Consider the following 26,199-nt stretch of genomic DNA (forward strand, 5'->3'; position numbering starts at 1 on the left):
GATGGACTTCGAGGACACTCGCGAGGAACTGGCGTTCCGGCAGGAGGCGGCAGCCTGGATCGAGCAGGCCCTGGCCGACATCCCGGAGCAGGAATCCCTGCCCCAGGCCGAGCGCGAGGAGTGGTCGCGGATCTGGCAGGACCGACTCTCGGCCGGTGGCTGGGTGGGGCTCTCCTGGCCGACCGAGCACGGTGGCCGGGGACTGGACGCGCTCTCCCAAGCGATCTTCAACGAGGAGTGCGCCCGTCGCGGTGCGCCGTATCCCCTCAACGGCGTCGGCATGATGCTGGCTGGACCGACCATCCTCGCGCACGGCGACGCGGCGCAGCAGGCCCGCTACCTGCCACCGATCCTGGCCGGCGAGGAGTACTGGTGCCAGGGGTTCAGTGAGCCAGGTTCCGGTTCTGACCTGGCCAGCCTGCGCACCTCGGCCGTCAAGGTCGATGGCGGCTGGCTGGTCAACGGTTCGAAGATCTGGACCTCCAACGCCCACCATGCGTCCAAGTGCATGCTCCTGGTCCGCACCGACGGTGAGGCGTCCAAGCACAAGGGCATCAGCTATCTCCTGGCAGACATGGACAAGTTCCAGGTCAGCCCGTTGACGATGATCAACGGCGACCAGGAGTTCAACGAGATGTTCCTCGATGACGTCTTCGTCGCCGACGAGGATGTGCTCGGTGGCCTCGGCAACGGCTGGAGTGTCGCACTGACCACGCTGGCCTTCGAGCGCGGCAGCATGGCCCTGAACCTGTGGGTCTGGGCCCGCGAAGCCGTCGACCGGGTGATCGACATCGCCGTGGAGAAGGGGGCCACCGAGGACCAGGCCGTCATCGATGCCGTCGGAGACCTGCACTGCACCGCTGAGGCGGTGCGTGTCGGCTCGATGCGCATGGTGGGGGAGACCCGCTCCGGTGGGGTCCCCGGGCCGGAGACCTCGGCGCTGAAGAGTCTGTGGGCCTCGGTGGTCCAGAACGCGAACCGTCTCGCGGTGCAGCTCGACGGCACCGCCGGCGTGCTGATGGACGACGAGGCTGCCGCTGCCCGGATGCGTCGTTATCTCCGGGCGCGCGCCCACACCATCGAGGGCGGTTCCGAAGAAGTCCAGAAGTCGATCCTGGCGGAGCGGGTCCTCGACCTGCCCCGCTCGCGCTGAGTGGAGGCAGTCGATGAGAGCAACGTTCACGCAGGAGCAGTCCGACATAGCCAAGACCGTCAAGGCCATGGCAGAAGGGTCCCGTCCCGGCACGCGGACCGCGTTGGACGTGGGTTGGCAGGCTCCCGAGGTCGATGCCGCGCTGCTCGCTGACTTCAGCGTGCTCGGCGTACCCGAGTCGGCCGGCGGGGTCGGCTCCAGCCTGGTGGACCTGGCCGTCGCCGTCGAGGCGCTCGGTCAGGGCTTGGCCCCTTCGGCCTTCCCGGCCCACGCTGCGGCCATCCAACTGGCGGTGGAGTCCGGGAGTGACTTGGCGCCCGCGCTCGACGGAAGCCAGCGCTGGGTTCCCGCGGTCGACGAGCCCGGCGTGGCCGGGTGGCTCGACCTGGTCGGCACTGCGGCCGCCCCGGTCACCAAGACCTTGGTCCCGTACGTCGAGGGTGCCGAGGCCGTGGTCACCCTCGGTGTCGACGGCCTCACCATCGGTGTTCCCGCGGCAGTGCGCGAACGGGTCTCCTTCGACCCGTCCCGGCCGCTTGCCGACATCACCTCGGCTCCTGGGCAGGCGCTGTCTGCCGGGCGAGGTGTCCAACGAGCCACCTTGGTCGCGGCTGCCGAACTCTGTGGCGTGGCCCAGGGCGCGATCGCGCTGGCCGGTGGCCATGCCCGGACGCGGCAGCAGTTCGGTCGGGTGATCGGCTCCTTCCAGGGAGTGGCCTTCCAGCTGGCCGAGGCGGTTGCCCTTGCCAAGGCAGGGTGGGATCTCACCCTGCACGCTGCTTGGGCCGTCGAGAACGACAGGGACGAGGCCGAGATGCAGGTGCACGCGGCCAAGGCCGCAGCGGGGAAGGCTGCTGTCTTCGCCGCCGAGCGCTGCATCCAGGTGCACGGGGGGATGGGCATCACGATGGAGGCCGACCCCCACCTGTTCCTGCGGCGGGCCATGGTGCTCGACAACTGGCTGGGCAGCTCCGCCTGGCACCGTCGCCGCGCCGGCGCCCTGCGCATCGCAGCTCGAAGCTGATCCATCACGAACCGCTTGCCGGGGGATCCCTCGGCAGTTAACATACCGTCTGGTCGGAATAAAGGAGAACCCAGTGAAGTTCGGAATCATGAACCTGTTCCCGGTTGCCGAAGGGGGCTCAGACCACCAGGTCCTGCGTGACACCCTCGACGAGATCCAGTTCGCCGATGAGCTGGGCTTCGACTCGGTCTGGCTCGCCGAGCACCACTTCTCCAAGTACGGCATCCTCGGGAGCCCGCTCAACTTCGGCATGGCGGTGGCCGAGCGGACCAAGCGGATCACCATCGGCACTGCCGTCCTGGTGATCCCCCTGCACAATCCGCTGCGTCTCGCCGAGGACATCGCGGCCCTCGACGTCCTCTCCCAGGGACGCGTGACCATCGGGGTGGGCCGTGGCTACGCGCCGATCGAGTTCGCCGGCTTCGACGTTCCGCTCGGCGAGTCCAAGGCCCGCTACAAGGAGACGCTGGAGATCGTCCGGTTGGCCCTGAGCCAGGAGAACTTCTCCTACGACGGCGAGTTCTACCAGTACGAGAACATGACGACGTACCCGCGACCGCACACCCCTGGCGGTCCCCGCATCCTGCAGGGCACGGTCTCCCCGGAGAACTTCACCGAACGCGGCACCATCGGTGACCCGATCATCACCTCGCCCAACTTCACGCCGCTGGGGCTGATGAAGAAGAACTTCGACCTCTACCGTTCGGCCATGGAGGCGAACGGACATGACATCGCGAACTTCGACCTGCCGTTCATGCAGCAGGTCTGGTGCGGGGACAGCAGGCAGGGGCTGACCGAGGCGGCCCAAGCCGCACTCAACTACTACAAGTCGGTCGGCAAGATCATCCCCGGCTCGAGCGAGGCGGTCGAGCAGGAGCGCAGCTACTACGAGGCGGTCGCCAAGAACATCGATCTGCTGACCCTGGAACAAACCCTCACCCACGGCGGAAACTTCGGCTCGTCCCAACAGGTGATCGAGACCATCGAGAAGCTCCAGGAGCAGCTCGGCATCAACCACTACATCGGTTGGCTGCGGATCCCCACCCTGGATCGCAAGGAGGCGCTGCGCTCGATGGAGGAGTTCGCCACCGAGGTGATTCCGCACTTCCGTGCCAAGGAAGGTGCCGTGGAGGCGGACTCGGTCGGAGCTGTTGCAGGGTGAAGACCAGTCTCTTCCTGAGCGCGCAGTTCGACGCCGACGCCGACGTCGCCCAGGGCATCGACGACGTCCTCGCCCAGGCCAATGCCGCAGAGCAGGGTGGCTTCCACACGCTCTTCCTGGGCCACCACTACCTGGCACAGTCGGCCTTCCTCCAGCCGATCCCGTTGGCCGCCTATCTGGCGCGAGAGACCAACCGGGTGCGCCTCGGGTTCGGCGTGCTCCTGGCACCGTTGCTCAACCCGGTCGCCCTCGCCGAGGAACTCGCCACCCTCGACGTGCTCAGCAACGGACGCCTCACGGTCGGCATGGGTGCCGGATACCGCAGGCGTGAGACCGAGGCGTTCGGCGTCGCCTGGCCCGATCGCCTGGTGCGGTTGCGGGAGTACGTCCCGATCCTGCAGAAGTTGTGGGCTGGCGAAGCGCTCGACCTCGAGGGCAGCTGGGGAAAGGTGCCCAACGCCTCGCTCGCCCTGCGCCCGGCACAGGCGGGCGGACCTCCGGTGTGGATCGGCGCCTTCGCTGAGCCCGCCATCCGCCGCGCTGCACGACTCGGCTGTTCCTGGCTGATCGGCCCCAAGGGCGGCACCGGTGAACTCGCTGCCAACCTGGCGCTCTATCGCGAGACCCTGGCTGAGCACGGTCACAGCGCCGAACGGGCCTACCCGATGAGCCGCGAAGCGTTCGTCGCCGACACCCATGAGGCCGCCGTCGCCGGAATCCGGCCGCACCTGCAGCGGCAGTACGCCGGCTACAAGTCCTGGGACGACGCCCAGTCCATCGACCTCGAGCGCTACATCGAGGAGGACTGCCTGGTGGGCACCCCCGACGAGATCGTCGCCAAGCTCCGCCACTGGGAGGCCGAACTCGGCATCACCGAGGTGGCGCTGCGGCTCCAGTTCGTCGGCGCCAGCCAGGACGAGGCCATGGACCAGATAGCCCGCTTCGGCGCAGACGTCGTTCCGCACCTCGCAGAGCAGGATTCAGGAGGCACTCGATGAACCCCAACCTCGGCGTGATCCTCGAGGACCGCGCCGCCGAGCAGCCCGGAGTGGCAGGTCTCTTCGACCAGGCCGGGAACAGCCTCACCTTCGGTGAGGCCGACAGGCTCGCCGGCGGCATCGCCACCGCACTCCAGGACGCCGGGGTACGCCGCGGCGACCGGGTCGCGGCCTACCTCACCAACGGTCCCGAGGTGGCCCTGCTCCTCTTCGGTGCCTGGAAGATCGGGGCGATCCCGGTCACGATCAGCAGCCTCTACAACGAGCACGAGCTCGCCGAGTCGCTGCAGAAGACAGCGCCGGTCCTCCTCCTCGTCGACGCCGCCAGGCCCGACGTGGTCGCCGCGGTCTCCGACCGGATGAAGGTGCGCAGCCTTGCCGGAGCGCTCGACGGAGTCGAGCCGCTGGAGTGGCGCAACCCGACCGAGTTCGCAGCCGTCGACGTCGCCGGTGACGAAGAGGCCTGCATCCTCTTCACCGGTGGCACCAGCGGCCGCCCCAAGGCGGTCAGCGTCACCCATGGTGGGATCCGCGACTCCCTGGCCCGGCTGGCGAAGGTCTCCACCGGCAGTGCCGAAGCGGGAACCGTCGATGCGGAGACCGTGCCCAACCTGATTGCGCTCCCGCTCTTCCACAGCGGCGGCCAGCACTCACTGCTGTTCGCCTTCCACGTCGGCCGCGGCTGCGTGGTGTGGGAACGGTTCAACCTGGACCGGATGCGCACCTTGCTGGAGCGGCACCGCTTTGACAACCTCTTCCTGCTGCCCACCATGCTCTTCGACATCGTGCACGCGCAGGATTCGCTCCCGCTCGGCTCGGTCAAGCACGTGTTGGTGGCCGGTCAGGCACTCAGCTGGTCAGTGCGCAAGGCCTTCGAGGAACGCTACAACGTGCCGATCCTGGTCAACTACGGTTCCACCGAGTCCGGTCACATCGCTGGCTGGACCGGTCGCGACATGAGGGCCGGGCTGTGGAAGCCGGGTTCCGCCGGGAAGGTCTATCCGGGTGTCGAGCTCGAGATCCGCGACGACGACGGAGTGGCCCAGCCGTGCGGCACCGCCGGTGAGATCGTGGTCCGCTCCGAGATGACCCGGGGCTACGTCGATGATGCGGAGGCCTCTGCGGAGCTGGTCCGTGACGGCTGGGTGCACACCGGTGACATCGGATACGTCGACGAGGACAGTGTGCTCTTCTTGTCCGGCCGCAAGCGCGACATGATCAAGTGCGGTGGATTCCAGGTCTGGCCCGAGGAGATCGAGGACGAGCTGCGCGCTCATCCGCTGGTGCACGACGTACGTGTCGTCGGGACACCGGACGACAGGCTCGGGGAGGTGCCCACCGCCCTCGTGGTGCGCGTCGACGACCCGGGCACCAGCGACGCGGAGCTGACCGAACTCCTCATCGCCCAAGCCCGGGAGCGGCTGGCGCACTTCAAGACCCCACGTCGGGTCGAGTTCGTCCCCGAGCTCGAGCGCAGCGAGGCGGGCAAGATCAAGCGTGGCGCCGTACCCACGGGGATCGGAGGCGCGTCGTGAAGTTCGGCATCATGGCCTCGCACCAGTATCCCCACGACGAGGACCTGCGCCCGCATCTCGACGCCCTCTTCGGCACGGTCGAGACCGCCGCCGAGCTCGGCTACGACTCGGTGTGGACCATCAACCACTTCCTGTCCAACCTGGCGACGCCGCAGCCCGTCTCGATGCTCGGAGCGCTGATCCCGCGCACCGGCGACATGATGCTTGGCACCGGAATCCTGCTCATGCCGATGTTCCACCCGGTCCACATCGCCGAGGAGTTCGCCACCTTGGACCAGCTCTCCGGTGGCAGGGTGGTGCTCGGGGTCGGCGCCGGGTATCGCGACAACGAACTTGCGGCCTTCGCCGTCGACCCGGATTCCCGGTTCCGTCGCCTCGACGAGTCGTTGCGGCTGATCCGCTCGCTGTGGTCCGGACAGACCGTGAACCACGACGGGGAGTTCTATCCCCTCAAGGACGCCCAGATCGGAGTGAGGCCGTTGACCCCCGGCGGCCCTCCGATCTGGGTCGGCGCCGGCGGCAAGATCGCCGTACGCCGCGCCGCCCGCCTCGGCGACGCCTGGTACGCGCCCGGGAACTCGCCCAATCCGACCTTCCTGCCCAAGCACCTCGCGATCTTCGACGAGGAACGGGAGCGGCTCGGGCTGCCGACCGACGGCATCGAGAGGCCGGTTGGCCTCGAGGTGTTCTGCGCCCCGACCACGGAACAGGCCGTCGAGCAGGGCATGCAGTATGCGCGCCGCGAGTACTCGACGTACGCCGAGTACCCGGCTCTGCGCTGGCAGCGGGACCGCTTCGACGACCTCGTCGCCAACACCCTGCTCCTCGGATCCCCGGAGTTGCTCATCGAGCGGATCGGGGAACTGCGTGACATGGGCTTCAACCACATCATCTTCCGGCCCGGCTGGCTCGGGATGCCGCCGGAGATGGTGCGCCGGTCCCTGCATCTCTTCGCCACGGAGGTCTTCCCCGCCTTCCGCTGAGCTCAGACCTGCTCCCCGGCACCACGGGCCGCACCTCGTGGCACGTCAATCATGCAGCACCCATACGAGAGGAACATCATGAAGAAGACCGAGGCAGAACTGCTGGCGACCCAGTGGGATGCCGAGAACATGGTGACCGACCAGGCGACCATCGAGAAGTACGTCACCTACGAAGTCGACGAGGAGCGATCGGTCGCGACCATCTGCTTCGATCGGCCGGAACTGCTCAACGCCATCCCCGTGGCAGCGTTCGAGCGCGTGGGTGACCTGGTCCGCGAGGCCGAGGCCGACGACCGGGTCAAGGTGATCGTCTTCAAGGGCAACGGCGAGCACTTCGGCACTGGCGCCGACGCTGCCGAGCTCGGCCACTACATCGGCTACAAGTCCGGCACCGACAAGGCCTCGCGTCGTCGTCCGGCCCAGCGCCAGCGGATCCTGCCGGACCGGAACGTGCTCAGCTCCGGTTTCACCCGCCCGATCATCGAGTCCCTCAAAGCGACCATCTGCCAGGTGCAGGGCTACTGCTACGGCGGCCACTTCCAGATCGCGCTCTCCGCGGACATCGTGATCGCCACCCCCGACGCGCGGTTCACCCACCCGGCCTTCCGCTACCTCGGTCCCGCGCCGCAGGACATGTATCACTGGATCGAGAAGATGGGCCTGACGACCATGAAGGACGTCATGCTCACCATGCGCGCCATCGGTGCCGAGGAGGGCGAGCGCAAGGGCTTGGTCACCAAGGTCGTCGAGCGCGACGAGCTCGAGAAGTGGGTGGACGACTACGCCGACGCAATTGCCTTCATGCCCCTCGACTCGCTGATGATGGGCAAGTCGATGATGCAGGTGATCATGGAGGCCCGCGGCAAGGGACTCGGTGCCATGACGGGCTGGGTCGGCCATGGCTGGGCCACCAACGCCTCCTTCGACGAAGGTGATTGGAACTTCCTCAAGGAACGTCGTGACCGGGGTGTCAGCGCCGCGCTGGCGGACCGCGACCAGCGGGTGGCGCCGTACTTCCGGCTCAGCAACACCCGTGCCGAGCAGGACTGATCTGGCGTGAAGTTCGGGATCCTGCTCGACCACCAGTACGAACGCGGTGACGACCTCGGTCGTCGCACGGGGAGCTGATCGAGCTCACGCAGCATGTGCGTGATCTTGGCTTCGACTCGCTCTTCGGCATCCAGCACTACCTGTCGTCGTTGAGCACACCGCAACCGCTGCCGTTGCTCTCCCGACTGCTCGACCACACCGGCGACATGCAGATCGGCACCGGCATCCTGATCCTGCCGCTGGGGCACCCGGTGCACTGGGCCGAAGAGATCGCGACGATCGACCAGATGTCTGGCGGTCGCTTCGTCCTCGGCATCGGCTCCGGCTACCGCGAGGACGAGTTCAACTCGTTCGGGATCGATCGGCGGACGCGTGTCTCCCGGATGAACGAGTCGCTCGAGGTGATGCAGAAGCTGTGGTCGGGTGAGCCGGTCCATCACCAGGGCAAGCACTTCACGCTCGACGGCGTGCGATGCAGTGTGCTGCCGGCACAGGAGGGTGGGCCAGAGGTCTGGGTCGGTGCCAACGGGCCGGTCGGGATCAAGCGGATCGCCGGTCAGGGCCTCTCCTGGTTGGCGCCGAGCAACGTGCGTCGCAACTGGGCGGTCGGGAATCTGGCGGACTACCGACAGAGCCTGCGCGAGGCCGGCCACGACGAGACCGGGATGACCTTCCCGATCCACCGTGACCTGTGCGTCGCCGACTCCGTCGAGGATGCCTTCGAGATCGCTGGCGACCCGGTTCGCAGGTCGTACGACGAGTACGTCCAGTACGGCATGGACTACTTCGCCACGCAGTGGAGGGGATCAAGGAGAAGGCACTCTTCTTCGGGTCTCCCGACGACATCACGGCGAAGATCCAGGACTTCTCCGATGCCGGCTACAACCACTTCGTCTTCCGGGTGCAGTGGCTGGGACTCCCGATCGAGAAGTCGGTGGAGATCCTTGAGCGGTTCGCCCGCGAGGTCATGCCGAGGTTCCGCTGATGAAGATCGGACATGTCATCGTCCCGGTGGCCGACGTCGAATCGGCCGCCCGTTTCTATGTCGAGCGCCTCGGGTTGGAGTTGCGGTTCCGCGACGGCGATCGCTATGCCGCCGTGGGGGACGGATCGGTGACTCTCGGGCTCGCCGCTCCCGTCGAGCAACCGGTCGAGGACCGGATCGTGGTGTCCTTGCAGGTCGAGTCCCTCGAAGCGTTCCTCGCTGCATGGTCGGCGGACGACGGTGATGTCGGCGAGATCGTCGAGGGCGGACACGAACGACGGGTGACCCTGCGTGACCCGTTCGGCAACCCGGTCGTGGTCCACGAGCGGATCGGCTGATGGCCGCCGAGCCGGTGCTGCTCGTCGAGCGGTCCGGGGGCCTAGCGCGAGTGACGCTCAACCGACCCGAGGACGGGAACGCGTTGAACACGGCGCTGAAGGATGCGCTGGTCGCCGAGCTGGGTGGGATCGCCGAGGACGACGAGGTCCGGGCGGTGTTGCTCGCCGGCGCGGGGCCGATCTTCTGCGTGGGTCAGGACCTGGGGAGTTGGCCTCGACCCTGCGTGACGCTCCCGATCGGGCGTCGGAGACCGTGGGTCGGCACTTCAGTCCGATCACCCGTCTGCTGGCCACGATGCCGAAGCCGGTGGTGGCAGCGGTCCACGGCACCTGTGTCGGTGCGGGCCTCGGCTTCGCGCTGGCCTGCGACCTGCAGGTGTGGGGTGCGGGAGTGACCCTCGGGACCGCCTTCACGAAGGTCGGCCTGACCTGCGACTCGGGCGTCTCGACGACACTGCCCGGCATGATCGGTGCTGCACGCGCGCGCGAGTTGCTCCTGCTCGGAAGGAGCTTCACCCCGGAGGAGGCAACGACGTGGGGCTTCGCCGGTCCGGTCGAGCCGGTCAGTGAGGTGCGCAGCGTTGCCACTGAGCTGGCCCAGAGGTTGGCCGCAGGACCGACCGTTGCCTACGCGTCGACCAAACGGCTGCTGAGCCTGGGTGCCTCCGGTGCCGCCTTGGACGAGGTGCTTGCCGCCGAGGGAGTCGAGCAGGAGCGCTGTGGTGGCAGCGACGACCATCGTGGTGCGGTGGATGCGTTCCTGGGCAAGCGCAGGCCGGTCTTCCTCGGTTGCTGACACGCGTCCTCCGTGGTGCGAGTTGGCGCGGGACAGGCATGCCACCGCTCGTGGCAGCCGCTGTGGGGACACCGCTTCGAGGTCGTCGCGCGAGACGCCGCCATGACGAGATCGAGCCTCGACTGCCGGAAGCAGTCGAGGCTCGATGGCACGGCGGAGCGCTCGGGTCACAACACCTCGTGGCGCCGCCGACTGGCATACACGAACGTCGCGCCACTCGCCAGGAGTGCGAGGCCGAGCGGGGCGAGCAGCCAGGCGAACGGTGCGCCGGTGTCGGGAAGCTGGCCGCTGTCGCGCGCGTCCTTCCCGTTGTCACTGCCACCGTTGTCCGGCTTGACGTCGTCACCGTCGTCGGTCACGACGTCCTCGACCACGAACCGCCCCTGGGTCTGGGAGGGCACGTGGTTGTCGTCGCCGGAGTAGGCGACCAGGATCCGATAGGTCCCCGCCGCGATCGTGGTGCTGGTCTCGCACGAAGACGCCTCGGTGACGTCGAACGAGCAGAGCACGGCACCGGCCGCAGGCGTCGTCCGAGCAGCCGTCCGGGCAGCCGCCCGGGCGGCGGGAGCCACTGACACCGTGATGGTGCCCGTCGCGGTCTCCGGCAGGCCCGACGTGCTGATCTCGGCAGCGCTGCCGACCTCGGTGGTGACGACGTCGGCGGCCAGGATCTCCGTCGCCAGCTTGTCGACCTCGAGTGCGGTCCGGCTCGACGACGGCTTGTGGTTGACGTCGCCGGAGTAGTCGACGGTCAACTCGTGGTCGCCGGCCGGGAGGTGGGCGGGCAGTTCGCACGACGAGGTGCCGGGCACCGCGAAGGTGCAGAGTACGACGGTCGTTCCAGCCTCGTCGTACGAGACGGTGACGTCGCCGGTCGCCTCGGTGGGAAGTCCCGACACCGTGAGAGTGGTCGCGGTGCCGAAGGTTCCGGTCAGCGTCGCAGCCGTCTCGACCTGGGTGTCGTCGCGGGCGATCTCGAGGGTGAAGTCGGCCTCCGAGCCGGAGTGGTTGGCGTCGCCCGAGTAGACGGCGGTCAGCTCCCAGCTGCCCGGGAGCAGCTCGGCGGGAGTCGAGCAGCTGCTGGCGTCGGCCACGTCGAAGGAGCAGAGCACTCCCTGCTCGTCGTGGACGATCGTGACGGTGCCGGTGGCTGCGGCGGGCAGGCCGGAGACCTCCACGCTCGCCGCGACGTTGCGATCGGTGCGGATCACGTCGTCGACACTGATCTCGGTGCCGGCACGCTCGACGGTGACGACCGTGACGGCGTCGGACCCGAGGTGGTTGGTGTCTCCGGAGTAGGAGACCAGGAGGCTGTGCTCGCCGGCCGGCAGGTCGGCGGGCAGGGCACAGCTCGAACCGTCGCTCGCCGCGACCGTGCAGAGGGTGTCGTTGCCGAGCTTGACCGTGAGGGAGCCGGTGGCGCCTGTAGGGACTCCGGTTGCAGCCACGGTCACGGCCTGACCGTAGGTGCCGGTGAGTGCGGCGGGTGCGCCGATCGAGGTGCTGGCCTTCTCGATGAGCAGGTCGATCACCTCCGTGATGGGCTCGAAGTTGTCGTCGCCGGAATAGGCGACGTCGATGACGTAGTCACCGGCCGGCCTCCCGCCGTCCACGGTGCAGGATTCGGCATCGCCATCGAGCTCGTAGGAGCAGAGCTCGTCGCCGTCGATGCTGAAGGTGACGGTGCCGGTCGCGGCAGTGGGCAGGCCCGGCAGCTCGAGTTCGATGTCGTCGCCGTAGGTGGAGACGACCGGGCTGTCAGGTGCCGGGGCCGGGACCGCGCGGTTGATCTGGAGCGTGCCGGCCTGGGCAGACGAGGCCAGGTAGCGGGGCGCGTCACCGGAGTAGGCGAGCGCGATCGTGTGCGTGCCGGGTGCGAGGTCCTCCTCGATCGTGCACGCGGTGGCGGGCAGGGTGATGGTGCACAGGGTCTGCCCGGCGGTGCTGACAGCGATGGTTCCGCCGGCTGCAGCAGGGGTCACCGACGCGCTGACCGACACGTCGTCGCCGTACCGCACGGTGTGCTCGGCGAGAGCTCCGCTGACGGTGGTCGCGGCAGCCGCCACGCTGAAGCTGGTGACGGTCTCGTTGCGGGGCAGCCAGTTGTCGTCGCCGTTGTAGGAGGCCTGCACCGGGTACGTCGCGGGCACCAGATCGGCACTCGTGGTGCAGGAGGTCGCGGGGAGGGTGACCGAGCAGAGGGTGGTCTCGCCGCTGGTGAAGGCGACGGTGCCGGTGGCCGACGCGGGAAGGTCGGAGACCTCCAGGGTCACTGTGTCGCCGTACGTGGCGCTGCTGGGGGTGGCGGTGCCGCCGAGTCCGGACGTCCCACGCTCCACCGCGCCGGTGAAGAGCTGGCTGTCGCTGCCACCGGCGTTGGTCGCGGTGATCGTGACGGAGTAGGGGCCGGCCGTGGTCGGGGTGCCGGTGAGGGAGCCGGTCTCTGCATCGAGGGTCAAACCGGCCGGGAGCGAGCCCGCGGTCACGGCGAAGCTCGGCGGCGGCGCACCCAGCGAGGAGATCGCTGTGTCGATGGGTGCGCCTACCGCGAGCGTGCCGAGGTCGGTCACGGTGATCTCGGGAGCGAGCGGGACATAGAAGGAGGAGGTACCGACGTTGTTGGTCAGGCCGCCGGAGGTGGTGACGTTGGCTGCGGACATCGTGTAGGTGCCGTACGTCGTCGCCACGACGGGCACGGTGACGACGCAGCTGGTGAGGCCACCGACCTGGGCGCCGGTCACGGTGGTCGAGGTGCCGCCGACCGGCGCGGTCAGGGTGCCGCCGCAGGCGTTGCTCTGCGCGCCGGGCGCGACGGTCGTCCCTGCGGGCAGGGTCACCTGGAAGTCGAGGGCGGCTGCTGCGGTCGTGTGGGTGTTCTCGATGGAGGCATTCAGCAGCACGCTCTCGCCGGCCACGGCGAACTCGCGGTCGAAGCCGGCCGTCAGGTTGGTGCCCTGCTCGCTGGCGAACTGTTGCATGGAGGCAGTCTGGGTGCCGGGAGTGCTTCCGAGGTTCCACTGCACCATCAGGCCGGCGTCGTGTACGCCCGGGCCAGGTTGGGCGTAGAACCCGATGTCCTGGCCGAATTCAACCAGCGGGTAGGGCGTGTAGAAGCTTTGTGAGGTGGCTCCGTCGAAGGGCTTGGAGCCGGGCATCTCGCGGAAGCCGAACTGAATGCCGGAGTTCGGGTTGAGCGAGATGACCGTCCGCACCGGTGCGGTCATCATGACGCCCAGGCCGCTGTCCGAGCCGCCGGGGGCGGTGTCGCCGCCGAGGTAGAACTTCACCTGCTCCGTGTTGCCCTCGGGGATCGTGAAGGTGTAGCTCTCGGTGACGAAGTCGTTGGGGTAGGTGTAGCTGACGTGGCGCTCCATCACGTACTGCAGTGAGTTCTTCGTGGCGACGTAGCGCACCGTCGCGCTCGCATTGCCCTTCGAACTGGTCAGGTTGCCGACAGCCGTGCTGCCGGTGGTGGCCAGCACCGTCAGGGAGGTCCAGTTGCTGAGGTTGAAGGCGGGGCCGGCCTGGCCGAACAAGGTGCCGCCGATGTTGAGCATCGGTGCGCCGGCGCTGCAGCAGTACTGGTTGGTGCCGCGGTAGATGACTGAGTCTGCTCCCGGGTACGACTGTGTGGAATCTGCGTTGATCACGAACCGCAAGCCGTCCGAGCCGTTGGCGAGAAGACCACCGCCGGGATTCAGCGCGATCTGCGGCCCGAGCTGGTCGGCGTGGGCAGGGAGTGCGGACAAGGACAGGGCAACCATGCTGCTGGCAGCGAGCAGCATGGCAACGCCGAGGCGGCGTAGTAGGAGCACGGGATCTCTTTCTGGTCATGCGGTGGTCAGAGGGAAGGAACACCGGTGTGACCTCGAAGAGGCGCCCGAGCCGGGGCAACGGTCGAACGTTAGTGGCGGACGAGCGGCCGCGGTGACGTTGCCGAGTGGAAATGACCGATCGGTGCGGCGGACGCACACATGGTGCCCCCAGATGGCCGCGCGACTGGGTCCTTCGTCTCCCCGCTGGGTGAGCGCTCCCCGTTGGTTGAGCTTGTCGAAACCACTCACTCCGTTGGTTGAGCTTGTCGAAACCGCTCGCCCCGTTGGTTGAGCTTGTCGAAACCACTCACTCCGGCGAGATACCGATCATGGATGACGACGCCGTCCGCACCGACTCCTAGCCTTGAGAAAATTGTCCCAGTCGGGGCATCCACAGGGAGGTGTTTCCGTGAGCACTCAGAACGCCCTTCTCGTCTTCTGCGCCGTCGCCCTCGCATTGCTCTCCGTGTTGCAGGCCGCTCGGATCCTCAAGGGCGGGACCTTCTCGTCCAACTTCGCCAAGCTCTTCGGGATCATCGTCATCGCTGCCCTGGGATGTGCACTGGCGGTGACCTCCTCGCTGACAACTGAAGCTCGAACGGCCATCTACACCCTGCTCGGGACCTTGGCTGGTTACCTGGCCGGCGCTCGGCCCGCCTCTGGATCCGGGGGTGGTGGCACCAACGGAGACAACCGGGAGTTGCGCGGGGAGAGCGTGCTCTGAAACTGCGCGGCGTACATGCGCCCTACCCAGACCAGAGGATCCAAGACCTCATTCACGGCCGCGCAGACCCGGCGTAACGCTCAGGCAGAACCGCAGGCCGTTGGCGCCACTTGTCCGGCTGCCAGTGCTCCGCCGCACTACACGTGCAGACAACTCTGAGTCACTCCCCTTCGGCCGCAGACACGCTTTCCAGATGCGTGTGCGCATCGCCGGCGTCTGGTGAAGGTGCCGGTCCCGAGGTGTAGTGAGTTGGTTCGTCCTGGGACGAATAGTCCGTCGACGAAAGTGACGTTGGCACCTCCGGGTCGACGCCCTTTGCATCCGGGTCGGAGGGCCGCAGCTTGGGTGGCGTGGCAGACCACGCCCGGAGTGAACCGAGAACGTCTGCATAGAAGTCGTCGACCGCAGTCAGCACCGAGTCGATGAATGCTCCACGACCGCGGCCACGCTTGGTGCCAAGGGAACTGCTCGTCGCGACGCGGAACGTGCGGATCTCCCGGTCGGCCTCCTGGACCAGACTGCGGGGATCTTCTCGGACTGCGCTCAGAAGTTCCGCGGCGGCCGAACCGCGCCCGCGCACGACGAACGACTCGACGCGCACGGCGTCTGGGGCAGCCTTGAGCTGACGAACGAGCCAGTTCACGCGTGTGGTCGGGCGACCTTCCCGGGGCGCGTCAACATCGACGTGGCAGGTGACCTGCGATGCCCTCAGGTCTGCCGTGATGACGATGTCTCCGACGGTATCGGGGATGCGGATGGCGCCTGAGAGCACACCCGTCTGGCAAAGGGACGTGCTCAGCGTCTGCACCCGTACGGCTGGGTCCGCAAGTTCCTTCCGGCTGAGCGCCGGGATCACTTCGGTGCCGAGTTGGCGTCCAAGTTGCAGGCTGGCGAAACGCAGGAGAGCGTCGAATCGCGCCACGACTTCCACGATTCCCTTGTCTGTAGGCCGAAGCGTGCCGGCCCGTACGGCGTCGCGCACGGACACCCACGACTCACCCATGTCGTCGAACTCGAGTGCGCCCGACTTCCGGTGCTCCAGATAACGGATGAGTTCACCGAGGATCCAAGCCTGATCGGGATCGGCGACGCCGCGGAACTCCTTCTGCATCACTGCGTCGGCGAGGATCCGCGACCAGGAGACGTGGTGCAGCGCGACCTTGCGCAGCTTCCTCTTGTCGACTGCGGTGGGGTGCTGCCCAGGGACAGGAGGGATCTCGTTGGAAATGGTGATGACGGCGTCGAAGCCTTGCTCGCGTGCAATGTCGAGGTAGGACTCGATCTGGTCCGTCTTGAGTTGATTCGGTCCGGTCTTCACCTCCACGAGCGCGGTCCATGACCTGGATCCGCGCGACACCTTGATGAGTCCATCTGGATAGAGGCGGCGTTCGCCGAGCACGAAGGGGACTTCGATGTAGCACTCCATGCTTCCAGCAGGTGCGCCGAATGGCTTCACGAAGCCCCGCCCGAACTCCTTCACAGCGCCGAGTACGGCGAGCAGGGCAGAGGTGGCTCGACGCTCCTGTTCTTCAGCGCCGTTGATGCCCGACGTCGGAATGAGTCTTGCTTCGTGCCAGGACTCTTCGCTCATCTCACGCTCCCCAGTCAGCTGCTGCGTCGTACTTGTGGGCGGCTCCTCGCCGTCCTTAGTGGTCGAGGCTAATGGGACGTGCGCCCGAATATCTGAGATTGGCCTTGTCCATTCGGAAGCATCCCGCCTCGCCGTTCGGTCTCGGTTGAGCGTTGCGGCGGTCTAGGGTTCACCCATGGCTTCTGACGGGGTCCTCGATGCGCTGCGCCAATTCATGGCTGAACGCGATTGGACGCAGTTCCACTCGCCGGCGAACTTGGCCAAGTCGATCAGCATCGAGGCGGGCGAGTTGCTTGAGTGCTTTCAATGGTCAGAAGACGGCGACCCCCGACGTGTTCAGGAGGAGTTGGCTGACGTCCTCACCTACTGCTTCCTGTTGGCGGACCGACTCGGCCTGGATGCGGACGCCATAGTGATGGACAAACTCGAGACGACTCGATCGAAGTATCCGGCTGACAAGGCGCGTGGGCGGAGCACGAAGTATGACCAGCTTCCGGATTGAGTCTCTTCGACTCGAGCGTGGCGAACTCGGTGCGTGGGGTCGTCTTGCCGACCAACACCGGGACTGGCCAGTTGTCTACACGCTGAACGACTCCACGGAGTTGTACGTCGGGGAGTCGGTCGACGCGACGTCTCGCCTTCGTCAGCATCTTGACGGGAACAAGAAGTCCCACCTCGGCGAGGCGCGGGTGATCATCGACGACGCCTTCAACAAGTCGGCGTGCCTGGACCTTGAGGCCTACTTGATCGGCCTCTTCGCTGGTGAGGGCCGCTTCAAGGTGCTCAACATCCAGACCAGTGGCGGATCGGGCAACTACTACCAGCGTGATGACTATCGGGAGCGCTTCCGCGAGATCTTCGACAAGCTGCGCGCGGAGGGGTTGTTCACCACCACGATCGAGGAGATCGAGAACTCCGATCTCTTCAAGCTGTCGCCGTTCAAGACCTTGACGGGCGAGCAGAGCGATGCGGTCATTGCCATCACCGAGAGCCTGCTTGCTGATCTTCGTGCGGGTCCTGGTGGGTCGCTGGTGATCGAGGGTGGGCCTGGCACAGGGAAGACGGTCGTGGCTGTCTTCCTCACCAAGCTCCTGCGTGACTTGGGGGCTTGGGACGGTGAACCACTGGAGAACGAGTCGGTGCTCGCCGGACTCTTCACCACAGAGAACACATCGACCCTTGCGGATCTCGACATCGGCGTTGTGGTGCCGCAGCAGTCGCTGCGGAAGTCGATCCAAGCCGTGTTCGCGCGGACTCCGGGCCTCGGGGAAGTGAGCGTGCTGTCTCCGTTCGATGTCGGAAAGAGCGACAGAACGTGGGACCTGCTCATCGTTGATGAAGCACACCGCCTCAACCAGCGTGCGAATCAGACGTCTGCACAGAAGAACCGCGAGTTCAGAGAGATCAACGAGAAGCTCTTCGGCGCGGATGACCCCAGCAAGACCCAGCTGGACTGGATCCAGGAGATGAGCCATCAGCAGTTGTTGCTGATCGACGTACTCCAGCGCGTCAGGCCGGCCGATCTGGACCCGCAGGTGCTGGAGGATGTTGCGGCTCGTGCAGGTCAGCGAGGACGTCTTCACGTCCTCACGTCCCAGCTGCGCGTGCGGGCGGGATCGGACTACGTCGACTATGTGCGCCAGGTGCTCGGGCCCACGCCGCCCGAGCGTCGCATCGACTTCGGTGAGTACGACGTCCGCTTCTTCGAGAGGGCCGGCGACATGGTCTCCGCCGTGAGGGAACGCGACGCCGAGACCGGGCTGGCCCGCGTCGTTGCGGGCTATGCCTGGCCGTGGAACAGCAAGAAGGACAAGGCGAACACTGACATCCGGTTCGATGACGAGAGCATCGAACTGCGCTGGAACAGTCGTGTCGTGGACTGGGTGGACTCGCCGAAGTCGTTGGAAGAGGTCGGTTCCATTCACACGATCCAGGGCTACGACCTCAACTATGCGGGTGTCATCATCGGGCGCGACCTCCGACTCGACCCGTCAACAGGCCGGCTGTCCTTTGACCGGCGGAACTACTTCGACAAGAAGGGTGTGCAGAACAACCCGGGGCAGAAGTTGTCGGACCATGATCTGCTGGAGTACGTGCGGAACATCTACGCCGTGCTCCTGACCCGCGGCATCCGCGGGACCTACCTGTACGTCGTCGATCCGCACTTGCGTGAGCATCTGCGGAGGTACTTTGGGTGAGTCGCCGCCGGGGCATTCGCGGGGACCGGGCGCAGGTGCCCGCCCGCTGAGTCTCGACCATCGACAAGTGCCTGGACGAGGGCGGCGCCCTATAGCATTTTTGCTATATTCGGAGCATGTCCGACCGTGGCGAACTGCTTCGAGAGGTGATGCTCAAGACGAGCGTGACCCAGTCCTGGCTGTCGCGGGTGAGCGGCGTCAGCCAACCCAGCATCAGCCAGTTCCTGTCCGGCAAGGTGCAGTTGAGCGACGCGCAACTCGATCGTCTGCTGTGTTGCATGGGTTACCGCCTCGAGGTGGTACGTCGACCGGTGGTGCCCAACTTGACCCGTTCTGAGCGCCGGTCCTGGCTTCTCCATCGCCAACTCTCCATGCATCTGAGCCGCTCAAACCTCAAGGAGTGGCGCCCCACGATCGAGCGCAATCTCGAACGCCTTCGCGGCAACGTGACCGGGCAGCCGCACGTGCGCAATCTGGAGCGCTGGACGTCATTGATCCAAGACAGCGACGTTCTCGGGCTCCAACGCCTCCTGACCGGCCTGGACCGTGACTCGATCGAGATGCGCGAAGTCTCTCCGATGGGCGGGATCCTCTCGCAAGACGAGCGTTCCGACGTACTCCAGATGGCTGGCTGATGCGGCGCGACCAACTTGAACACGCCATTCGAGCGGCGTGCCAGATCATCGGCACGACAGAATTGATCGTCGTTGGATCTCAATCGATTCTGGGGAGTTTCGACGAAACCGAGCTGCCTCAGGAAGCCACCATGTCCGTCGAGGTCGACATCCTGCCCATCGCAGAGGGCAACACTGAGACCGCTCGCCTCGCTGACCTGCTCGAAGGCGTGGCCGGCGAGTTCTCACCCTTCGACGAACTTCACGGCTTCCACATCGACGGCGTCGATCTTGACACCGCGGTGCTGCCCGAGGGCTGGCGCGGTCGTTTGGTCAAGGTGCAGAACAAGAACACCACCGCTCCCTCGGGCAATCCCGAGTTCACCGGCTGGTGCTTGGACAAGGAAGACCTCTGCGTGGCGAAGTTGTGTGCGCTGCGCGAGAAGGATCGTAACTTCGTAGCGGCTCTGCTGGACGCAGAACTGGTGGATGCCGCGGTCATCGCCGCCCGCCTCAACGCGATCCCTGATGTTTACAGAGCGAACCGCGACCGCGCGGCAGCCTGGTTGTCGTCCCGGAAGTAGCCAGACCTAGGCGACCTTCGCGGCGGATTGACGCACCTCAGGAGGGCGAGGGGAAGCCGTCGACCCGCCGGCGTTGTGGGTGCACGCCGAGGCGTCAGCTAGCAGGATGCACCGTGCCGCCTGGTCTGGGACAGGATGCCGCCTGCCAAGCCACAGCCAATGTTGTAGAAGGTCGAACAGACCCATGCGGTGACTCGCGTCATACGCACCCCTCCCTTTGTCGTCCTGCCTGCTTTCGAAATCCGGTTCTTGAGTCCGCTTACGAGGTTGAGAAGCAGAGGTGCGGCAATGAGAAGCACACTGGCGGTGACCCCATTGGAGTCGAACCAACAGCCAGACCCAAGCCAGGCTGCACGGAGCACGCAATGTTAGCGCACTGAGGAGGGTGAAGGCGGCGGATAGACGGAGTCGACGAGCCGCCACCACGCCGTTGCATCGACGGATCCGCCAGGTGGCGTAGAGCTCTCTGACGCGAGCGCCGATGGCATCCTGAGCCGACTCCAGCCGGGAGGCCATGAGCGTCATACGTTCGGTCGCCTCAGCCCGCATAGCGGCGTCATTTGCGCCGTCGCCAGCGGGAGTCAGCGTGGCGGCGGTGCACGCTTCACGGAACTCTTCGAGAGTTCGCCGTAGGTCATCTGACGGTATCCGCGCCTTTAGTTTCAAGAAGGAGCGACCGGCCGCGAGGCTCGCTTCCCCTCCGGCGGCTTCCGGAAATGGAGAAGCCCCGGCTATCCAACTGCCAGTAGTGCGGTAGTGCATTTCGTCCGAGTGGTTCCCCTGCCCGACTTGCCGAGCCATGGTCAGGACAACTTCTTGCAGCTCGAGTAGTGCGGCAACCTCGAACTCTTCCCGGCGATCTTGGCGCGCGATAGTTCGCAGCTCAGTCCGCTCGTTCTTCGAGGCTCTGATCCCGAGGCGAGTGCGCTAAGCGTCAGCGAACAGTCCGAGCGCGAAAGTACCGACAGCGCCGACGGCAGTAAGTGCAACGGTCCAGGTCGTCATGATGACGACATTCTGGTGCACCCGCGCGTCGACGAAGCGCCGTCCTCCCGCGTCACGCCTACTCGTCCGCGTCGTCTTGCGGTTCGACCGGCATGCATTCGGACGCGGCTCGCGCCCCATCACGACGAACAGCCGTCACCAAAGCATCCAGCGACGTGAACACCGTTACAGGCCGCTTCAACGCCCGCTGGGCGTCACGAAGTTGCGTACCGGTATGCGTCTCCGCGCACACGTAGTCGGCGTACGCAGCGGCGGTCGACAAGTGGAACATGTCGATCAAGTCGTTCCGACGCCACTTGCTCTGGTGGTCGATAAACCTCCGAACGAACAGTTCCGACACCAGTCCCACCATTGGTGAACCCGCTAGCAACGTGACCAACTCGCGGTCGCTGAACGTCGGGAAGTCTGCGCTGTTCGTCAACCGCCGATACGCAGCCGCATAGAAACCGATGTTCTCGTTCCAGTAACGGCGTCGAGCCAGCCGACGGCGCTGGTCCTTGGGCATGCCTTCCGCGTGAATCTGGGTCGTAATGCGGGCATGGTGGTCGATCCACGTCGTCAGCGGGTGCTTCGGCGTCTGCTCTGGCTCGACCAGCATCGACAGCAACACGTTCGGCATGGTCAACATCGCCATGAACTTGTCCTGATCGGGTGTCTCGTCGGTGATTCCCAACGATGTGTCAGACCCGTACAACGCCCCCGGCTCGGTCACGATCGGATGTATGACCGGCGCACCGTCCATCAGTCCAAGGTGAGTCCGGATCGACAGTTCCGCCTCGTGCTTCCACAGGTCGACCGGGTTCCGAATCTGCCACCCGCTCGACAGGTGGGCCATCGTCACCCCAATCTCGTACCGGCGGTCGCCGTGCAGCCCCGCCGTCTCCAGCGCGTGCCCCATCGACAACGGCATGACGATGCCACCGTCCACAGCAAGCCGGATCAGGTCGAGAGCGGCGCGGCGCTCCTCCTCGTTCTTCACCCGCTCTGGGTTATGCAACGCGTCCGAGACGGTCCGCCACCGGTTCTGGTCGAGGTAGACCGACGCTCGCCCGTTGAACGGCGGGGGAGAGTTCGGATTGAACCCCTCCGTGACGATCACGTCATCCCGCGTGGTGATCGACCAGATCCACCATTTCTCCCAATCGAAGATTGTGCAAGCGATCTGGGAGTCCTCCGGTCGATACCTGGCTTCCAGTTCCTCTTCGACGTCCCGACCGTCCTGCGCGACAATGCGGATGGTCCCCTTCTGGAAGTCAATCTGCCAGTATTTGAACACGCTCGACGACAGCAGATATCGCTCGCTCACGTGCTGCGGCCTCTCGCCGAACTGCCCGTCATCGGCGCTTCCCGAGACCGGGCAGCCCGCCGGAAGTCGCGTGAATCGACTGCACCTTCTGGTCATCCACCGGGTACGGCAGCGAACCGGGGCACCGGTCCGTGTCGGAGGCGATCCGAGGGCCGAGCAGCACCTCGGCGTTGCCGTCACGATCGTGCACTGAGAAACGACCTTCCCCGCCGCGCGTGGGAGTATCGTGCCCGCACTGGTCACAGCTTCGACTCATACGGGGATTCTCCCGAATGCCACCGGCAGTCGTGGTGAACAACGCCGTACGAGCCCGCCGCCGGTTTGCTCGCTCGCGGGCCTCCAACACCTTAACCCGCAACAGAGGCCGACACTCCCGCATGTTCGTCGTGCAGCAGCCCCCTTGGACGGGCGCTCTGACTGAAGATGGTGTGCCATCGCGGGTAGCCCACTCTGGGCGGTAGGACGCATCTGCTGGCTCAAGCTCCGGCACCGGTGCCTCGCATCGAAACCCTCTCGCTCCCCGACGTACCCTCCGGCAGACTGTCCCGGCGCTCCTGACCGTCTTGACCACCCAGCCAGCGATTGACCTGGGCTACCTCCTGCACAAGCATCCTGAGCGGGTGCAGGAATTCAAGCAGTCGTTCGGGACGGCGACGAACTGGCCAAGGTGGTGACTCTGGTGGCGAGCTGAGTCCCGGCGGTCCGCTCGGTCGGGCAACACTGCGCCCCTGCGCACCTTTCGGGGCACGGTGGATGGTCTCGACAAGCTCGACCAGCGGGGTGGGTCTCGACAGGCTCGACCAGCGGGAGAAGCTCGACCGGCGGGGTGGGTCTCGACAGGCTCGACCAACGAGGCAGCTCGACCAGCGGGAGAAGCTCGACCAGCGGGAGAAGCTCGACCAGCGGGGTCGGGCTACTTCGCCAGCGCCAGCCAGGTGTCGACGACGGTGTCGGGGTTGAGCGACATCGAGTCGATCTTCTGATCCAGCAGCCACTGGGCCAGGTCGGGGTGGTCGCTGGGGCCCTGACCGCAGATGCCGACGTACTTGCCGGCAGCGTGGCAGGCCTTGATCGCGCGCTCCAGCATGAAGAGCACCGCAGGGTCGCGCTCGTCGAAGGAGTCGGCGACCAGCGAGGAGTCGCGGTCGAGGCCGAGGGTCAGCTGGGTCATGTCGTTGGAGCCGATGGAGAAGCCGTCGAAGTGCTCGAGGAACTGCTCGGCCAGGATCGCGTTCGACGGGACCTCGCACATCATGATCACCTGCAGGTCGTTCTCACCACGCACGAGTCCGTGCTCGGCGAGCAGTGCGATGACTGCTTCGGCCTCCGGCACCGTGCGCACGAAGGGAATCATGATCTTGACGTTGGTCAGGCCCATCTCGTCGCGCACGTAACGCAGCGCCTCGGCCTCCATGGCGAAGCACTCGGCGAAGTCGTCCGACAGGTAACGCGAGGCTCCGCGGTAGCCGATCATCGGGTTCTCCTCGTGCGGCTCGTAGAGCTCGCCGCCGACCAGGTTGGCGTATTCGTTCGACTTGAAGTCGCTCATCCGCACGATGACCGGCTTGGGTGCGAAGGCCGCCGCGAGCATGGAGACGCCCTCGGCGATGCGCTGCACGAAGAAGTCGCGGGGCGTCGAATAGGCCTTGATCTCCTCGGCGATCTCCGAGCGCAGCGGCTCCTCGAGGGAGTCGAAGTCGAGCAGCGCCCGGGGGTGGATGCCGATCTGCCGGTTGATGATGAACTCGAGCCGCGCCAGGCCGATGCCGGCGTTGGGCAGCTGCGCGAAAGCAAACGCCTGCTCCGGGGTGCCGACGTTCATCATGATCTTGGTGGGGAGCTCGGGCATCGCCTGGAGCTCGGTCTCCTCGACGGTGAAGTCGAGCCGACCGTCGTACACCAGCCCGGTGTCACCCTCCGCGCAGGAGACCGTCACCTCCCGACCATCGGCGAGCTCGCGGGTGCCGCCACCCGTGCCGACGACAGCGGGGATGCCCAGCTCGCGGGCGATGATCGCCGCGTGGCAGGTGCGTCCACCGCGGTTGGTGACGATCGCCGACGCGCGCTTCATGATCGGCTCCCAGTCGGGGTCCGTCATGTCGGCGACCAGCACCTCGCCGTCCTTGAAGTCGTGCATCTGGTCGATCGAGGTCATCACGCGTACGGCGCCCGCACCGATCTTCTGCCCGATCGCGCGGCCCTCGACGATCACCTCGCCCTGGTGCGCGCCCATGCGGAACCGCTGCCGCACACCCGCGCGTGACATCACGGTCTCGGGGCGGGCCTGCAGGATGTAGAGGCCGCCGTCGACGCCGTCCTTGCCCCACTCGATGTCCATCGGGCGGCCGTAGTGTTCCTCGATGACCAACGCGTATCGAGCGAGCTCCTCCACCTCGGCATCGGTGAGGCTGAGCAGACCTCGCGTGGCGGGGTCGGTGTCGACGAACTCCGTGGTGCGGCCCACGGACCTGTCGTCGGTGTAGACCATCTTGATGGCCTTCGAGCCCACACCGCGCTTGAGCACCGCCGGGCGGCCGTCCCGCAGGGCGGGCTTGTAGACGTAGAACTCGTCCGGGTTCACCGCCCCCTGGACGACGGCCTCGCCCAGTCCGTAGGAGGAGGTCACGAACACGGCGTCGTCGAACCCGGACTCGGTGTCCATCGTGAACATGACACCCGAGGCGCCCACGTCGGAGCGCACCATCTCCTGGACGCCCGCGGAGAGCGCGACGTCGTCGTGGTCGAAGTCGTGGTGCACGCGGTAGGCGATGGCGCGGTCGTTGTAGAGCGAGGCGAAGACCTCACGGATCGCCCGCAGGACGCCGTCGATGCCCACGATGTTGAGGAAGGTCTCCTGCTGGCCGGCGAAGGAGGCGTCGGGCAGGTCCTCCGCGGTCGCACTCGAGCGCACCGCGAACGAGACCTCCGTGCGTCCGGCGACCAAGCCGTCGTACGCCGCCCGGATGTCGGCCTCGAGGTCAGCGGGGAACGGCTGTCCGGCCACCTTCTCGCGCAGCGTGCGACCCACCTCGGCCAACGTCTGGGTGTCGTTGACGTCGAGGTCGCGCAGGGAGCGGGAGATCTCCTCCGCCAGGCCCGTGTCGCCGATGAAGCGGCGGAAGGCGTCGGCGGTCGTGGCGAAGCCGTCGGGCACCTTCACGCCGAGCGAGGAGAGGTTGGCAACCATCTCGCCGAGCGAGGCGTTCTTGCCCCCGACCTGTTCCAGGTCGTTGAGGCCGAGCTCGGCGAAGGGGCGGATGTTGGCGGAGGCGCTCATCGGATTCTCCTGGGCGACGACGGGCTGGCGGTGGGTTGGTTCTCGGCGGGCATCTTCTTGAGGCGCTGAAGGATCAGGGTGGCGATCTCCTCGACCGACTTCGTGGAGGAGTCGATCACGGGAAGGCGGTGGCGGCGGAACATCTCACTCGTCCGGCGCAGCTCGAAGGTGCACTGGTCGAGCGAGGCATACCTGGATCCGGGCCGCCGCTCTTCCCGTACGGCGGCAAGGCGCCGCGGTGTCGTGGTCATGCCGAAGCATCGGTCGCGCAGGTCTCGCACCGGGGCGGGCAGGTCGGTGCCGGAGAGGTCTTCCTCGACCAACGGGTAGTTGGCCACGAACAGCCCGTGCTGGAGTGCCAGATACATGGACGTCGGCGTCTTGCCGCAGCGCGACGGCGCCAGGAGGATCACGTCGGCCTTCTCCAAACCGCGCACACTCTGTCCGTCGTCGTGCTCGATGGAGTACTCGATGGCCTGCATCCGGCTGTTGTAGCGCTGGACGTCGCCGACACCGTGGAGCAGTGCTGCCTCCCGCGCGCCACGGATTCCGAGGATCTCCTCGACCGGGCGGAGGTGGAGGTCGAAGAAGTCGATGACCGGACACCGGGTGCGCTGCAGGGCATGACGGACCTCGTCGTTGGCCGCGGTCGTGAACACCAGGGGCGTGCGCGGGCTCTCGTCCAGCACCTTGTCGAGGCGGGAGACGATCTCTGCCGCCTCCTCGACCGAGGAGATGAAGGGGACGACCGTCCGTTCGAAGCGGAGACCCGGGAACTGGATGAGCAGCGCATTGCCCATCGTCTCCGCGCTGATGCCGGTGCTGTCGGAGAGGAAGAACACCGGTACGGCGTCGGCGTCAGCCGCTCCCTTGAAACTCGTTTCGGCGCCCACGCCTCATCGTCTTCTTCGGTTCAACTGATGGTTACTGGTCGGCCGTAGTCTACGGGTGCTCCGACCTCCCCGGAGGTTGGCGTCACTCAGGTGCGCGAACGAGGTCTTGCTGCGCGCCCTGCTCCGCATGCAGGGTGTGTGCCAGCGACTGTCGGAGGTCTCTGCCAC

General features: G+C 66.4%; 22 protein-coding genes and 2 pseudogenes. 18 read left to right on the top strand and 6 right to left on the bottom strand.

The window, feature by feature from the left end; translation table 11 throughout:
* Position 1 precedes the first annotated feature (1 nt).
* The 12 genes and pseudogenes from L1066_RS05375 to L1066_RS05420 all read left to right on the top strand — a co-directional run bounded on the left by L1066_RS05375 (position 2) and on the right by L1066_RS05420 (position 10,024).
* The gene (locus tag L1066_RS05375; protein WP_235735328.1) at positions 2–1,153 is read left to right on the top strand and encodes an acyl-CoA dehydrogenase family protein; all 1,152 of its coding nucleotides are present in this window, start codon (positions 2–4) and stop codon (positions 1,151–1,153) included.
* Between the two features lie 13 nt (positions 1,154–1,166).
* Complete coding sequence (locus L1066_RS05380) at positions 1,167–2,177, top strand: acyl-CoA dehydrogenase family protein (protein ID WP_235735329.1); 1,011 nt, start codon at positions 1,167–1,169, stop codon at positions 2,175–2,177.
* A gap of 73 nt (positions 2,178–2,250) precedes the next feature.
* A complete protein-coding gene (locus L1066_RS05385; protein WP_235735330.1) occupies positions 2,251–3,339 on the top strand; it encodes an LLM class flavin-dependent oxidoreductase in 1,089 nt (362 codons plus the stop codon).
* A complete protein-coding gene (locus tag L1066_RS05390; RefSeq protein WP_235735331.1) occupies positions 3,336–4,337 on the top strand; it encodes an LLM class flavin-dependent oxidoreductase in 1,002 nt (333 codons plus the stop codon). The genes L1066_RS05385 and L1066_RS05390 overlap by 4 nt, the downstream gene beginning before the upstream one ends.
* A complete protein-coding gene (locus tag L1066_RS05395) occupies positions 4,334–5,872 on the top strand; it encodes a class I adenylate-forming enzyme family protein (protein ID WP_235735332.1) in 1,539 nt (512 codons plus the stop codon). The genes L1066_RS05390 and L1066_RS05395 overlap by 4 nt, the downstream gene beginning before the upstream one ends.
* On the top strand, positions 5,869–6,855 hold the full coding sequence (locus L1066_RS05400; protein ID WP_235735333.1) for an LLM class flavin-dependent oxidoreductase: 987 nt from the start codon (positions 5,869–5,871) through the stop codon (positions 6,853–6,855). The genes L1066_RS05395 and L1066_RS05400 overlap by 4 nt, the downstream gene beginning before the upstream one ends.
* A 78-nt stretch (positions 6,856–6,933) precedes the next feature.
* Entirely contained in the window at positions 6,934–7,905 is a 972-nt protein-coding gene (locus L1066_RS05405) for an enoyl-CoA hydratase/isomerase family protein (RefSeq protein WP_235735334.1), read from the top strand.
* A gap of 95 nt (positions 7,906–8,000) precedes the next feature.
* Positions 8,001–8,666: pseudogene (locus L1066_RS28405) on the top strand (LLM class flavin-dependent oxidoreductase); the annotation flags it as partial.
* A 35-nt stretch (positions 8,667–8,701) separates the two neighbouring features.
* Positions 8,702–8,890 (top strand): hypothetical protein, encoded by a 189-nt coding sequence (locus L1066_RS05410; RefSeq protein WP_235735335.1) that lies wholly within the window; start codon positions 8,702–8,704, stop codon positions 8,888–8,890.
* The gene (locus tag L1066_RS05415) at positions 8,890–9,228 is read left to right on the top strand and encodes a VOC family protein (RefSeq protein ID WP_235735336.1); all 339 of its coding nucleotides are present in this window, start codon (positions 8,890–8,892) and stop codon (positions 9,226–9,228) included. The genes L1066_RS05410 and L1066_RS05415 overlap by 1 nt, the downstream gene beginning before the upstream one ends.
* Positions 9,228–9,422: pseudogene (locus tag L1066_RS28410) on the top strand (enoyl-CoA hydratase-related protein); the annotation flags it as partial. The gene L1066_RS05415 and the pseudogene L1066_RS28410, both read left to right, overlap by 1 nt.
* 14 nt (positions 9,423–9,436) lie before the next feature.
* Positions 9,437–10,024, top strand: coding sequence for an enoyl-CoA hydratase-related protein (locus L1066_RS05420; RefSeq protein ID WP_283095289.1), 588 nt, complete (start codon positions 9,437–9,439; stop codon positions 10,022–10,024).
* A gap of 167 nt (positions 10,025–10,191) precedes the next feature.
* Here the strand turns inward: L1066_RS05420 and L1066_RS05425 are convergent, their stop codons facing one another.
* Positions 10,192–13,839, bottom strand: a complete 3,648-nt coding sequence (locus L1066_RS05425) for an Ig-like domain repeat protein (protein ID WP_235735337.1) — start codon at positions 13,837–13,839, stop codon at positions 10,192–10,194.
* 409 nt (positions 13,840–14,248) lie between these two features.
* Here L1066_RS05425 and L1066_RS05430 point away from each other — a divergent pair, with 409 nt between their 5' ends.
* The gene (locus tag L1066_RS05430; RefSeq protein ID WP_235735338.1) at positions 14,249–14,563 is read left to right on the top strand and encodes a hypothetical protein; all 315 of its coding nucleotides are present in this window, start codon (positions 14,249–14,251) and stop codon (positions 14,561–14,563) included.
* Positions 14,564–14,723: 160 nt separating this feature from the next.
* On the opposite strand, the gene L1066_RS05435 is transcribed toward L1066_RS05430, so the two are convergent.
* Entirely contained in the window at positions 14,724–16,154 is a 1,431-nt protein-coding gene (locus L1066_RS05435; protein WP_235735339.1) for a hypothetical protein, read from the bottom strand.
* A 175-nt stretch (positions 16,155–16,329) separates the two neighbouring features.
* Here L1066_RS05435 and L1066_RS05440 point away from each other — a divergent pair, with 175 nt between their 5' ends.
* From L1066_RS05440 to L1066_RS05455, 4 genes are all read left to right on the top strand, one after another.
* Positions 16,330–16,656, top strand: coding sequence for a nucleotide pyrophosphohydrolase (locus L1066_RS05440; protein WP_235735340.1), 327 nt, complete (start codon positions 16,330–16,332; stop codon positions 16,654–16,656).
* Positions 16,637–18,352 carry a DUF2075 domain-containing protein gene (locus L1066_RS05445; RefSeq protein WP_235735341.1) on the top strand — a complete coding sequence of 572 codons (1,716 nt, stop codon included), beginning with the start codon at positions 16,637–16,639 and terminating at the stop codon, positions 18,350–18,352. The genes L1066_RS05440 and L1066_RS05445 overlap by 20 nt, the downstream gene beginning before the upstream one ends.
* A 116-nt stretch (positions 18,353–18,468) precedes the next feature.
* Positions 18,469–18,987: a helix-turn-helix domain-containing protein gene (locus tag L1066_RS05450; RefSeq protein WP_235735342.1), complete on the top strand. Its 519-nt coding sequence runs from the start codon at positions 18,469–18,471 to the stop codon at positions 18,985–18,987.
* A complete protein-coding gene (locus L1066_RS05455; protein WP_235735343.1) occupies positions 18,987–19,550 on the top strand; it encodes a DUF6036 family nucleotidyltransferase in 564 nt (187 codons plus the stop codon). Before L1066_RS05450 ends, L1066_RS05455 begins: the two co-directional genes overlap by 1 nt.
* 1,063 nt (positions 19,551–20,613) lie before the next feature.
* On the opposite strand, the gene L1066_RS05460 is transcribed toward L1066_RS05455, so the two are convergent.
* Complete coding sequence (locus L1066_RS05460) at positions 20,614–21,861, bottom strand: hypothetical protein (protein ID WP_235735344.1); 1,248 nt, start codon at positions 21,859–21,861, stop codon at positions 20,614–20,616.
* A 28-nt stretch (positions 21,862–21,889) separates the two neighbouring features.
* Positions 21,890–22,051 carry a hypothetical protein gene (locus tag L1066_RS05465; protein WP_235735345.1) on the bottom strand — a complete coding sequence of 54 codons (162 nt, stop codon included), beginning with the start codon at positions 22,049–22,051 and terminating at the stop codon, positions 21,890–21,892.
* 373 nt (positions 22,052–22,424) lie between these two features.
* On the opposite strand from L1066_RS05465, the gene L1066_RS05470 reads away from it, so the two are divergent.
* The gene (locus tag L1066_RS05470; RefSeq protein WP_235735346.1) at positions 22,425–22,535 is read left to right on the top strand and encodes a hypothetical protein; all 111 of its coding nucleotides are present in this window, start codon (positions 22,425–22,427) and stop codon (positions 22,533–22,535) included.
* A 239-nt stretch (positions 22,536–22,774) separates the two neighbouring features.
* On the opposite strand, the gene ppsA is transcribed toward L1066_RS05470, so the two are convergent.
* Complete coding sequence (gene ppsA, locus L1066_RS05475) at positions 22,775–25,138, bottom strand: phosphoenolpyruvate synthase (RefSeq protein ID WP_235735347.1); 2,364 nt, start codon at positions 25,136–25,138, stop codon at positions 22,775–22,777.
* A complete protein-coding gene (locus L1066_RS05480; RefSeq protein ID WP_235735348.1) occupies positions 25,135–26,031 on the bottom strand; it encodes a pyruvate, water dikinase regulatory protein in 897 nt (298 codons plus the stop codon). Before L1066_RS05480 ends, ppsA begins: the two co-directional genes overlap by 4 nt.
* Positions 26,032–26,199 lie beyond the last annotated feature (168 nt).

It is taken from the genome of Nocardioides alcanivorans, assembly GCF_021555175.1.
Lineage (GTDB): Bacteria > Actinomycetota > Actinomycetes > Propionibacteriales > Nocardioidaceae > Nocardioides > Nocardioides alcanivorans.